Consider the following 12,277-nt stretch of genomic DNA (forward strand, 5'->3'; position numbering starts at 1 on the left):
CTTTTTTACTTTCTTATACATTTAAAAATGAGGAGAAAGTGAAGTTTTGAGTGTTCTAGAAAATATTGGTAACAATTGAAAAACACATAAAAATACAAATTTAGTAATAAAAAATCTGTATATACTATATGTGGTATTAGTGTTGTATATATGTACACAATTCGGAATATATTGTATAGTATTTAAAAATATAGATATGTACGCATACAGTGGACTTTTATTAAAAAATACAAAATACAATCTATTACGAATTCAGTATTTATAAAGGGTTTCGTCTTATTGTTAACTTATGGTGTTTGACAGGTTGTATCTATCTGTAGTAGAATAATACCATTACAGGAGGGATTACAACATGAGAATTCATAAGACACACAAGCGATATATTTCGTCTGTTGTTGCCGGATTGATTGTAACAGCTGTAACCATGACCGGTTTTTCTTATAATGATAAAACCGTTACCGTTATGGTAGATGGTGCAGCACACACTGTTAGAACGCATTTAAATTCTAACGAAGGCATTGTACGCGATGCTGGGGTTAAGTTAAATCCAAATGATAAAGTTATTTCTAGTTCATCTACAGTTCAAAATGGAACAACCTTAACGGTTGTTCGTGCTATTCCAGTTTATGTAACTGTAAATGGTAAAACAAGAGCTGTATTCACTACAGAAACAACTGCTCAAGGTGTTGCTAATGAGCTTGGTTTCAAAGCACCTAACTATGTAGTAGTGGGCGATGAAAATGGATCTGTTTTAAGTGGTACACGTATAACAATTGCTCAAGTAACAAGCCGCTCTCTATCTACAGTAGATCAAGAAGTTGCTGTTGAAGTGGTTCGTCAAAAAGATGATACTATGGCTAAGGGCGAAGAAGAGGTTGTTCAAGTTGGTCAACCTGGCTTAGAACGAGTACAACGTGAAACACTATATAGTAATGGTACAGTTATTAAAACTAATGATGTATCTAAAGTAACACAACGTGCAATGGTACCTACAATTATTAAAGAGGGCACTCGTGAGGTGACTACATCTCGTAATGTAGCAGGACGTGCATCTCGCGCTATCGTAATGGAAGCATCTGCTTATCTTGCTGGCGATGGTGATGGTGCTGGTATTACCGCTACGGGTCTACCTGCAGTACGTGGCATTGCCGCAGTAGACCCAGATGTTATTCCATTGGGTACACGTTTATTTATTCCTGGTTACGGTGAAGCTATTGCTGCCGATACAGGTGGTGCTATAGTAGGTAACAAAATCGACCTTGTAATGGACTCTTATGGGGAGGCTATGGACTTTGGTCGCCAAGACGTTACAGTGTACGTTTTGGACTAATATGATGATTTAGAGGGTATATCTATAAGATATATTCTCTTTTTATTGGACCTACTTAGCTCAGTAATATTCAATTATAATAGATATAGTAGAAGGACGCCTTATGATTAAGGCGTCCTTTTTTAGTCTTCAATATATGGAATTAGATATTCGTACTTTGTACCTTTTAATTCATCTTTAGGGATAAATCGTAAAGATGATCCATTGATACAGTAGCGAAGAGAGCCATTAGGACCATCTTCAAATACATGACCTAAATGAGCATTACCGATGCGGCTACGAACTTCTATGCGATTCATACCATGTGAGTTATCTTGGTAATACTTGATAACATCTTTAGCTATTGGTTTAGTAAAGCTAGGCCAGCCACAATGAGAATCGAATTTATGGGCTGATACAAAAAGGGGTTCTCCAGTTGTAATATCTACGTAGAGACCTGCTTTGAACTCATCTGTTAGTTCATGGCTGAAAGGTGCATCTGTAGCAGAGTTTTGAGTTACTTCAAACTCTTGTGGCGTTAATGCCTCTAAATCTTCCTGGGAAGGTTTAGCATATGTATTATCATCGATGAGTGGTTCATCAGATAACCCCAATGGAATGTGACAATAGCCATTAGGATTTTTGTCTAAGTAATCTTGATGGTATTCCTCAGCAGAGTAGTAATTCTCTAAAGGCAATACTTCAATAGCAAATGGTTTACCTTCAAAGGCTTGAGCACGTGCTAAGGTACTTTCAATAACGGCTTTATCGGTTGGATCAGTATAATAAATACCCGTACGATATTGAATGCCTACGTCACCACCTTGTTTATTGACACTAAAGGGATCAATAGCACGTAGAAAATATTGAATTAAGTGATCTAAAGATAGTATATCAGCATCGTAAATGACCTTGAGAGCTTCTACGTGCCCGCTATTGTGGCATACATCTTCATAACTTGGATTTTCTGTAGGACCATTGGCATAACCTACTTCGGTAGAAAGGACACCGGAGATCTTTTTGATATACCCTTGAAGGCCCCAGAAGCAACCACCGCCTAAATATATAGTATGTTCATTCATTTAATCACCCCAAACTTCATGAGCTATTTCTTTGACTAATGCGAGTTTAGCCCATTGTTCTTCTTCGGTCAATTGATTGCCGATTTCACAAGAAGCAAAGCCACATTGAGGAGATAAACAAAGTCTTTCAAGTGGAATATATTTTGTAGCTTCTTTGATACGTTCTTTGATGATTTCTTTATCTTCTAACTCTGGGCGTTTAGATGTGATAAGACCTAATACAACTTTTTTATTAGGAGAAACTTCACGCAATGGCTCAAAACCTCCAGAGCGATCATCATCAAATTCTAGGTAATAAGCGTCTACATTTTCCTTGGCAAATAGGATAGGGGCAATAGGTTCGTACCCACCACTAGCGGCCCATGTAGAGTTATAGTTACCACGACATACATGTGTAGTAAATGCTAAGTCGTGAGGGCGACCTTCAAGAGCTAAGTTATTCAAACGTAAATATTTAGCGGTTTCACCTTCAATGGTTACACTTTTATCCTTTTGACGACCTGTCCAGTAAGCATGGTCACAACACATACCCCAAGTACAATCATCAAATTGAATATTGCGGCAACCTGCATCGTAAAGGTCTTTAATTACTTGGCGATAGGCGGCAGCAATATCTTGAATCAATTCTTCTAAATCTGGATAGAAGGAGCGCGTTGTAATGCCATTGTCTTCACGGAATAACTCTGCCAAAAACTGAGAGGGAGCAGGAATCGTTTGACGCGCCGTAGTATTTTCGTCTTCAAATTGTTTTACAAATTTGAAATGTTCAACGAATGGGTGGTTTGTTCCCGTAATTTTGCCAGTAAGGGCGAGGGAACCTGGCGCTGTTTCTTGACCGACGAATTTGTAACCGTGTTCCAGTTCAATTTCTTTTACGCCGTTAAAGCCCCACATGAAGTCTAGATGCCAATAGGCACGACGGAATTCGCCATCTGTAATCACTGGTAGGCCAGCTGCTTTCTGTTTTTGAATGAGGTCTGTAATAAGACGATCTTCAACGGCTGTTAATTCTTCTCGAGTAATATTTCCCTTATTAAAAGCTTCGCGTGCTTCTTTTAATTCTGCTGGGCGTAGGAAGGAACCTACGATATCAAAGTGGAATGGTGCTGTATGTTTGGACATAATAATCCTCCTTATATAAACGATTAAACCGATAATTTTGATAGGTTAATTATAGCTAAGTATGATTATATATAAAAATATCAATATATTTGAGTTGTATATAGTTTAAAGTTATGTCTATGAGTGATTTTATGCTTTAAGTTATACCCAAGAAGGCACTCTCTAAAATAGAGAGTGCCTTCTTTATGGATTATCTGATACATCTAAATTGAACAATAGTGTTGTATCGCTCTATAAATAATATGATATATAATTATTTTTTGTTTTCTGGTAATTGAATATGTCTACCGTAATTACTAACGTATTGTTCTAGAGCGTGGATATATTCTTGACCTAAACGGCTGCGTTGCATTTTATTATTAGTAATGTAGCCAATGTGCATTAAACCTTCTTCGGCAAGTGGAACGGAAATGATATTTTCACCATTTACCTCTTTATCGATTACACCACTAGATACAGTGTATCCATCAAGGCCAAGTAATAGGCTAAATAAAGATGCTCTATCGCGAACACGGATATGTTTTGGGCGCACTACGGTACTGAAGATTTCTTCAGAGAAGTAGAAGGAGTTGTGATCGCCTTGCTCAAAGGAAATATATGGATATTCCTCTAATTCGTCCATAGAGACTACCTCTTTATGGGCTAATGGATGCGTTTTACCAATAAAGATATGAGGATGGGCCGTAAATAATTCAGTAAAGGTTAATTCGTTAGTGTGAATTAATTTTTCTAATACAGGACGGTTGAAATCATTATAATAGAGCAAACCAATTTCACTCTTCATATGAGCCACGTCATCGATAATTTCATAGGTTTGTGTTTCTCGTAAGGATACATCATATTGATCGATTTCAGCGCCTTTTAAAAGCTCTACAAAGGCATTGACTGCAAAGGAGTAATGTTGAGTAGACACAGAAAATTGTTTTTTACCACCGCTTTGGCTCTTATATTGCTCCTCTAAAAGGGCTGCTTGTTCTAACACTTGGCGCGCATAGCCGAGGAAGCGTTCCCCTTCTTTAGATACGGTAATTCCTTTATTTGTACGATCGAAAATGGTAATACCCATTTCTTTCTCTAGTTCTTTAATAGCCTTGGTGAGACTCGGTTGAGACACAAATAATCTCTTGGCTGCCTCACTAATACTGCCTATATTGGCAATTGTTGTGACATACTTTAATTGTTGTAAGGTCATAATTGGCCTCCTTTTATATATTACACTATTAATACTACTCGATTATAAGTATTTAAGCAATGTTATATATATGTTACAATGTATTAATAGAATAAAAGGGGGATATATGTTAAAACAAGTCATTGTCGTAGAAGGAAAATCTGATATACAACGTATCGCTCAAGCTGTAGACGCTGATTGCATTGCTACAGAAGGATTTACCCTCAGAAGAGGTGTTATCGATATGATTCGTGTTGCCTATGAGAAACGTGGCATTATTATATTAACTGATCCTGATACAGCAGGGGAGCGAATCCGACGCGTTTTAACTAAAAAATTCCCTAATGCACAACATGCTTTTGTGCCTCGTGACGAAGCGTTTGCAAATGATGATATTGGCATAGAACAAGCATCTCCAGAGTCAATTAGAAAGGCTCTATCTACATTACACGTAGAATCTCTAGAATCATCTAACGAATTTACTATGGTGGACTTAGTGCGTCACGGATTGTCTGGTATGCCTGATAGTGCAGCTCGTCGAGCGGTTATTGGTGCTAAATTAGGTATTGGATACGGTAATGGAAAGCAATTTTTATACCGTTTAAATCATTATGGTATAACCCGAGATGCTTATGAAGAGGCAGTAAATTGTTAAAATAGGAGTTAAGATGTTAGAATCAGTAATTGCAAGCCCAGAGGTTGTGCATTATATATGTAAGCGCTTTGATATTAAAATGAGCAAAAAGCTAGGACAAAACTTCCTTATTAAGCGAGGTATAGTCGATGAAATTGTACATGCTGCGGAATTAACCGTGGGAGAACCTGTTCTAGAGGTCGGCCCTGGTATTGGTACGTTGACACAAGGTTTAGCTCAAAGTGGGGCAGATGTAACGGCTATCGAGCTAGATCGTCGCTTATTGGAGGTACTAGATACGACATTGGCATCTTATGACAATGTACGTATCATTCATGGTGATGTGTTAAAGCTTGATGTGCCAACGATTATGAATCATAAACCATTTAAAGTGGTTGCCAATTTGCCATACTATATTACAACACCTATTATTATGTCTTTGTTGGAAAGTAAACTACCTATTGAACGTCTAGTTGTGATGGTGCAAAAAGAGGTGGCCTTACGGATGATAGCAAAGCCCGGTACAAAGGACTATGGCGCATTATCTGTTGCTGTTCAGTATTATACGGAACCAGATATTGTTCTTGATGTACCGCCTAAATCTTTTTTGCCAGCTCCAGCGGTGACAAGTTCTGTTATCCGTTGCGTATTGCGTGATAAACCACCTGTAGATGTGATTGATGAGAAACTATTTTTTCGCGTTGTGAAAGCTGGTTTTGCGCAACGCCGTAAAACATTCTCTAATACGATGAAGACAACGGGTTTAACAAGAGATAGAATTGAAGAGTTATTAGCAAAAGCAAATATTGATGGTCAACGAAGAGGTGAGACCTTTACCCTTCAAGAATTTGCTGATGTAGCCAACGCATGGGCAGCATTAATCAAATAGTATAATACATAAAGAGCTTATTGGACTGATAAAATATCATTCCAGTAAGCTCTTTTTCATGAAAAAAGGACCCGAATGGGTCCTTTTTAGTTAGTAAAGAATGCCAGCCATGGTTGTAATGAGGAAAGCATTCGCAAAGTCAATTAAGAATGCACCTACTAAGGAAACTACGAGCCAAGCACGAGGAGATGGGCCGTGTTTACTTGCTAAGGATAACATGTTAACTAATGCGTTTGGTGTAGCACCCAATCCGAAACCGATAGCTCCGGCACCAAGCATAACTGCATCGTAGTTGCGACCAAAGAGGAAGTAAATAAGGTATGCAAATACACAGATAAGTGCCATTTGTACAACTAAGATTGTAATAAGCGGTAAAGCAAGATCAATTAATTGAACTAATTTCAAGCTGTTGATAGCCATTGTTACGAATAAGGATAATGCTACATTAGATACTGCATCAAGAGCTGCATCGTTGATTTTGTATGCTTTAGTAAAGTCACCAAAGTTACGAATTACTGCTGCACAAATCATAGCGCCAATATATGCAGGTAGTGGAGTAAGAACAGACAATCCAGCACTTACGATGGTACCGATACCTAATGCAAGGCCAATCCACATACAAATTGTTAAAAGATCTTGAGAGTTAAATTGTTTGCCGCCGCTCTCAACGTGATCTTCGATCATATCGATGCCTTCATCCTCCATTAATTCAGGATTTTCATAAGGTGTTTTAACTTTATGCATTTTAATAATGCGTTCACCTACAGGCGCGCCGAGGATTGTACCAGCTACCATGCCAAATGTTGCAGCTGCAACTGCTGCGGAAGCGGTACCAGGGATACCAAGTAATTGTTCGTAATATGGACCGAAGGCACCAGCTGTACCAAGGCCACCAATCATAGATACAGAACCAGCCATGATGCCAATAATTGGCTCAATTCCTAATGTTTTGGCAATCATAATACCTGCAGTATTTTGTACTACAATCCACACCGCACAAGCAAGGAAGAAGAAGATAATAAAAATACCACCCTTTTTGAGGACTTTTAAAGATGCCATTAAACCGATAGTGGTAAAGAAGGCAAGCATTAGAAATGTTTGTAAGGAACCTTCAAAGGTAATGTTTAAGATTTTATAATAAGACAAAATAGCAGTTAAAAATGCAAATGGAAGAGCGCCTACGGCTGGTGCAGGCATACACATACGTTGTAAGAACTTGGAATGCTTATTGATCCAAGTACCGATGAATAAGGTAATTACAGCAAGACCTACAGTTTGAATCATGGACAGTTTTAAGGTCCATACATTGTTGACTAAGGCTAAGTCAATAAGTGGCATAAAATCACTCCTTTAAAATAAAAAATAAATCTGAATTTTATGGTATCATGAATGGTCAAAAAATACTATAGAATATATAACGTATAAAAAGTTTACATTTTTATCTTTAAACACTCATAACAACACAAAAAAACAATAATATTAATAAAGCTATTTTTATGATTATACATATAAATATAGAAAAGTAATAGTATATATTACTTATGTACATAATCATACTATATATATTCGACTTAAATCTGTGATTTTCCTTCTTGTTATAAAAAAATAAACTGGAATATATTTTTTATATTTATAATCATATAAAATATACTCCAGTTCTAAAACTTAATATTTTTATGTTGATTTAGTAAGACTCTAAATTATATATGGCGATAAATTCGCTCTATAAATGCATGTTAAGATATAACTAAAATGTATAGACCTAGCAATAAGTTAATTAGAAGTTATAACTCATGGTGTAATTTAGGGGTCGTTAAGAATGTTACATCCGGATTACGCTCTTGAACCCAACCCATTTGCCATTCATTGGAAATAAGAACAACGGTGCGATCGCGATTATCTTTTACAATCATCGCATTATCTATACCTTTCAAGGATGCAATATCAACTTCGCCGTCAATCCAACGAGCAACACCATATGGCAAAGTATGATTTAATAAATCTACACCATATTCATTTTTGAGGCGGTACTCAAGAACTTCAAATTGAAGCATACCTACGGCACCGACCACGAAGGAATCAAGGGCAACTGGTTGTTCAAAGATTTGAACAGCCCCTTCTTGAGCCAATTGAGTCATACCCTTTTGGAATTGCTTACGTTTCATAGTATCTTTTGGGGATACACGAGCAAAAAACTCAGGAGGGAAGACAGGGAAGTCGCCAAAGGTTACTTTATGCTTTTGTGCACAAAGCGTATCTCCTACGCCCATAGTACCGGCATCAAAGACACCAATAATATCGCCAGGGTATGCATCTTCTACGATGGTACGTTCCGTAGCCAAAAATTGTTGAGGCTGAGATAGGCGGATTGTTTTATTAGATTGGCGATGTAATACAGACATACCTTTTTCGAATTTACCAGAGCAGATACGCATAAATACGATACGGTCATGATGATTAGGATCCATATTTGCTTGAATTTTGAATACTAGAGCAGAGAAGTCTTCGCTAGTAGGCTGTACCATTTCCTCTACCGCTTGTCGTGGAGCAGGGGATGGAGCTAGTTCTAAGAATTTTTCTAAGAATGGTTTTACCCCAAAGTTCGTCATAGCAGAACCGAAAAACATAGGCGTTAATTCACCAGCACGAACCTTATCAAAATCGAATGGATCGCCAGCAACATCGAGCAACTCAATATCGTCAAGCAATGCTTGGTATACATCGTCACCTAATAACTCTTTCATACGAGGATCCGTTAACGCCCCTTTTTCGGAAGCTAACTTTTCTTGACCATGTGTTTCGTCTTTTGCAAAGAGCTCTATAGTTTCGTGTTCTCTATCGTATACGCCTTTGTATTCGCCATTAATACCGATAGGCCAGTTCATAGGACACGTACGAATACCGAGAACATTTTCGATTTCTTCCATTAGATCGAATGGGCTGCGACCGAAATGGTCAATTTTGTTTACAAATGTAAAAATAGGAATACCGCGTTCTTTTGATACAGCAAATAGCTTCTTTGTTTGGGCCTCTACGCCTTTTGCTACGTCAATAAGCATGACAGCACTATCAGCAGCCATCAATGTACGGTATGTATCTTCAGAGAAGTCTTGGTGACCAGGAGTATCAAGGATGTTTACGCGACAACCATCGTAGTCAAATTGCAATACGGAACTCGTTACAGAGATACCACGTTGTTTCTCGATTTCCATCCAGTCGGATACGGCGTGTTTTGCAGTTTTACGAGACTTTACGGAGCCTGCTAAGTGAATAGCACCACCATATAATAGTAATTTTTCCGTTAATGTTGTTTTACCCGCATCCGGGTGAGATATGATTGCAAACGTACGACGACGTTGTACCTCTTCTAAAAATGTCATGATTCACCTCTATTAATATGTTGTGAAAGCAGATAAATCTTTAGGCTCTACTTTCACAGTCTATATATCGTAAAAATTATACATGATTTTTCTAGTTATGACCACTAAATTGTAGTATAATGAGATTTCATAGAACGGCTTGGGGTTAGCCGTTATCTTCAGGTTAAGGAGGGGATCCATGCGGTTATTTATTGCAGAAAAGCCATCCATGGCTCGCGAAATCAGTAAATGCTTACCAGAAAATAAGAATATCCAAAAACGGAATGGTTATTTTATCCAAGGGGATGATGTGGTGACTTGGGTAGTAGGTCATGTACTGCATCAGGCTGAGCCCGGAGATTACGATGATAAATATATCCGTTGGCGTCCTCAAGATTTGCCTATCGTGCCAGCTGAGTGGAAATTGCTTGTCACAGATAGCAGCCGTCAACAGTTTGAGATTGTAAAAGACCTTATCGACAAAGCTGATGTCATCGTCAACGCAGGTGACCCGGATCGGGAAGGGCAACTCTTAGTTGATGAAGTTTTGTACTATGTAGGTAATACAAAACCAGTACAGCGTATTCTATTAAATGCCCTCGATGAAAAATCCATTCGTTCCGCTCTTGATGATTTGAGAGATAACAAGGACTTTCACAATCTATATCAATCTGCATTGGCAAGAGCACGGGCAGACTGGCTCATTGGGATGAATTTATCTCGGGCCTATACATTATCTGAACGTTATAAAGGTCATAAGGTAACATTGCCAATTGGTCGTGTAAAGACGCCAACGTTAGCTCTTGTTGTACGTAGAGAACGAGAGTTAGCTGCATTTAAACCAGTAGACTATTTTACTGTAAAGGTATTATATAACCATCCTAATGGGGTGTTTTGGGCGACTTGGCAGCCTACAGACGAACAAAAGGGGCTTGACCCAGATGGACGACTCATTAATAAAGCTATTGCTGATGAATTAGTAGAATGTTTACAAGCTGGACCAGACGGTTTTATTAAAGGTGTTACAAAGTCTAAGAAAAAAGATGTACAACGATTGCCTTTATCCTTATCATCCTTACAAGTATTGGCAGGTAAAGCCTTTTCTTATGATCCACAGACTGTACTTGATACAGCGCAAAAATTATACGAAAAGAAATTAACTACCTATCCACGTTCTGATTGTGAATATTTACCACCCAATCAATATGATGATCGCAATGCAATCCTCAACAATCTACAAAATGCAGGTGATGAGAGATTAGCACAGTGGGCTGCCGATGCAGATCGTTCTATTAAGAGCCGTGCTTGGAATGAAAAGAAAATTACCGCCCATCATGCTATTATTCCTACAACGGTGGCTTGCAATATAAATAGTTTGTCCCAAGAGGAGCGAAATATTTATTTCCTCATCAGTCAAGCTTATATTGCGCAATTTTATGGGGAGCATATTTACGAGCAAACTAAAATTGTAGTAGAACAAAGTAAGGAAGAGTTTGTAGCTAATGGTCGTGTAGTTATCGAAGAAGGATGGAAATTGCTTTATAAACGACATAAGTCTAAATCTACGACGGACAATGACGAGCCCGATCTAACCGATGAGCGTGGGGCTGAATCAGACCCTAAAAAAGAGGTTATTGAAGAAACGGACCACTTGCCAGCGGTTAAAAAGAACGATACTGTTTTATATACGGATTCTTCTATAGAGTCTAAACAAACGAAACCACCATCCCGTTTTACGCCGTCCACATTACTACAAGCGATGAAGGAAATTCATAAATTCGTAAAAAATGAAGACTTGAAAAAGCAATTAAAGGCTGTATCTGGTATTGGTACAGAAGCAACTCGGGCAAACATTATTGATGAGCTTATCAGTCGAGACTTTATGAAAACGTCAGGGAAGAAGCAAGTCTTATCTCCAACGGAAACGGGCTATCTCTTAGTAGATGCTCTGCCAGAAGAGCTGCTTTATCCTGATGAAACAGCTGTTTGGGAAGAACGCTTAGCACTTATGAGCGAAGGAGAGGATACATTAGATTCCTTCTTAGCGGATCAAATTAAGTTTTTAAAATTATTAATTGATAAACTTGGTTTTGATAAAGTAGTAAGCTCTGATCAAATGATGCCCAATGTGGTGCGAACTATAACGAGTCAAAATCGTAAGCGCCCTATGGATAGTGAAAGCGTAGACTTGTCTTCCTTACCTGTATGTCCTAAATGTAAAAAAGGACGTTTGCAACAGCGGAATGGTAAATTTGGTGCCTTTTTAGGGTGCACGAATTATCCTACGTGTAAACATACTCAGCCAGTAGAAGGGGATACTTCTAGTGTTGAAGGTAATATTGAAGTATCTGATGAAGATAAACAATATAAATGCCCTAGATGTAACGTAGGTTACTTTGTGAAACAAGAGGTGAGAGGTCGAACAAACTGGATTTGTAGCAATCGATCTCAATGTAAGACCCAATGTTCTGATGTAGATGGGGTACCGAGCATTTATGCCAACAAATAAAGTAACCAATAAAAGGTAACTTATTATCGGTAAATATATATAATCGAATATAGATTATTGTAAAGTTTTTAGTTATCTAAGATTACCAAGAAACAACTATTTTTACAGTGATAATAAAAAGACGCGTACAGCTTAGCTGTGCGCGTCTTTTTTTGAAACTGTTCTTGTAGAAGAAAAATTGCTTCATTTAGTTTAGGATATT

9 protein-coding genes are annotated in these 12,277 nt (G+C 38.0%); 4 read left to right on the forward strand and 5 right to left on the reverse strand.

Annotated features, from left to right (window positions below):
* The first annotated feature begins 352 nt into the window (after window positions 1-352).
* Window positions 353-1,330, forward strand: coding sequence for a 3D domain-containing protein (locus tag B1A77_RS06310; RefSeq protein ID WP_004693280.1), 978 nt, complete (start codon window positions 353-355; stop codon window positions 1,328-1,330).
* Between the two features lie 122 nt (window positions 1,331-1,452).
* On the opposite strand, the gene msrB is transcribed toward B1A77_RS06310, so the two are convergent.
* The 3 genes from msrB to B1A77_RS06325 form a co-directional block, all read right to left on the reverse strand.
* Entirely contained in the window at window positions 1,453-2,391 is a 939-nt protein-coding gene (gene msrB, locus B1A77_RS06315) for a peptide-methionine (R)-S-oxide reductase MsrB (protein ID WP_004697196.1), read from the reverse strand.
* Window positions 2,392-3,513: a 5-methyltetrahydropteroyltriglutamate--homocysteine S-methyltransferase gene (locus B1A77_RS06320; protein ID WP_004693284.1), complete on the reverse strand. Its 1,122-nt coding sequence runs from the start codon at window positions 3,511-3,513 to the stop codon at window positions 2,392-2,394.
* Between the two features lie 253 nt (window positions 3,514-3,766).
* The gene (locus tag B1A77_RS06325) at window positions 3,767-4,705 is read right to left on the reverse strand and encodes a LysR family transcriptional regulator (protein ID WP_004697127.1); all 939 of its coding nucleotides are present in this window, start codon (window positions 4,703-4,705) and stop codon (window positions 3,767-3,769) included.
* Window positions 4,706-4,811: 106 nt separating this feature from the next.
* Between B1A77_RS06325 and rnmV the strand changes: the two genes are divergently transcribed.
* Window positions 4,812-5,339 carry a ribonuclease M5 gene (rnmV, locus tag B1A77_RS06330; protein ID WP_004697202.1) on the forward strand — a complete coding sequence of 176 codons (528 nt, stop codon included), beginning with the start codon at window positions 4,812-4,814 and terminating at the stop codon, window positions 5,337-5,339.
* Between the two features lie 13 nt (window positions 5,340-5,352).
* The gene (rsmA, locus tag B1A77_RS06335) at window positions 5,353-6,207 is read left to right on the forward strand and encodes a 16S rRNA (adenine(1518)-N(6)/adenine(1519)-N(6))-dimethyltransferase RsmA (protein ID WP_004697159.1); all 855 of its coding nucleotides are present in this window, start codon (window positions 5,353-5,355) and stop codon (window positions 6,205-6,207) included.
* Window positions 6,208-6,297: 90 nt separating this feature from the next.
* Here the strand turns inward: rsmA and B1A77_RS06340 are convergent, their stop codons facing one another.
* Together B1A77_RS06340 and B1A77_RS06345 are read right to left on the reverse strand one after the other, a co-directional pair.
* Window positions 6,298-7,545 (reverse strand): sodium/glutamate symporter, encoded by a 1,248-nt coding sequence (locus B1A77_RS06340; RefSeq protein WP_004697267.1) that lies wholly within the window; start codon window positions 7,543-7,545, stop codon window positions 6,298-6,300.
* Between the two features lie 446 nt (window positions 7,546-7,991).
* A complete protein-coding gene (locus tag B1A77_RS06345) occupies window positions 7,992-9,587 on the reverse strand; it encodes a peptide chain release factor 3 (protein ID WP_004697298.1) in 1,596 nt (531 codons plus the stop codon).
* Window positions 9,588-9,765: 178 nt separating this feature from the next.
* Here B1A77_RS06345 and B1A77_RS06350 point away from each other — a divergent pair, with 178 nt between their 5' ends.
* Complete coding sequence (locus B1A77_RS06350) at window positions 9,766-12,075, forward strand: DNA topoisomerase 3 (RefSeq protein ID WP_004697350.1); 2,310 nt, start codon at window positions 9,766-9,768, stop codon at window positions 12,073-12,075.
* Window positions 12,076-12,277: the final 202 nt, after the last annotated feature.

Source organism: Veillonella parvula, from assembly GCF_002005185.1.
In the GTDB taxonomy this organism is placed as follows: Bacteria; Bacillota; Negativicutes; order Veillonellales; family Veillonellaceae; genus Veillonella; species Veillonella parvula_M.

Excerpts from the sequence above, each read along its gene's own strand:
- B1A77_RS06345 (WP_004697298.1), bottom strand. The coding sequence starts at position 9,587 with ATGACATTTTTAGAAGAGGTACAACGTCGTCGTACGTTTGCAATCATA.
- B1A77_RS06350 (WP_004697350.1), top strand. The coding sequence starts at position 9,766 with ATGCGGTTATTTATTGCAGAAAAGCCATCCATGGCTCGCGAAATCAGT.
- B1A77_RS06340 (WP_004697267.1), bottom strand. The coding sequence starts at position 7,545 with ATGCCACTTATTGACTTAGCCTTAGTCAACAATGTATGGACCTTAAAA.
- rnmV (WP_004697202.1), top strand. The coding sequence starts at position 4,812 with ATGTTAAAACAAGTCATTGTCGTAGAAGGAAAATCTGATATACAACGT.
- B1A77_RS06320 (WP_004693284.1), bottom strand. The coding sequence starts at position 3,513 with ATGTCCAAACATACAGCACCATTCCACTTTGATATCGTAGGTTCCTTC.
- B1A77_RS06325 (WP_004697127.1), bottom strand. The coding sequence starts at position 4,705 with ATGACCTTACAACAATTAAAGTATGTCACAACAATTGCCAATATAGGC.
- rsmA (WP_004697159.1), top strand. The coding sequence starts at position 5,353 with ATGTTAGAATCAGTAATTGCAAGCCCAGAGGTTGTGCATTATATATGT.
- msrB (WP_004697196.1), bottom strand. The coding sequence starts at position 2,391 with ATGAATGAACATACTATATATTTAGGCGGTGGTTGCTTCTGGGGCCTT.
- B1A77_RS06310 (WP_004693280.1), top strand. The coding sequence starts at position 353 with ATGAGAATTCATAAGACACACAAGCGATATATTTCGTCTGTTGTTGCC.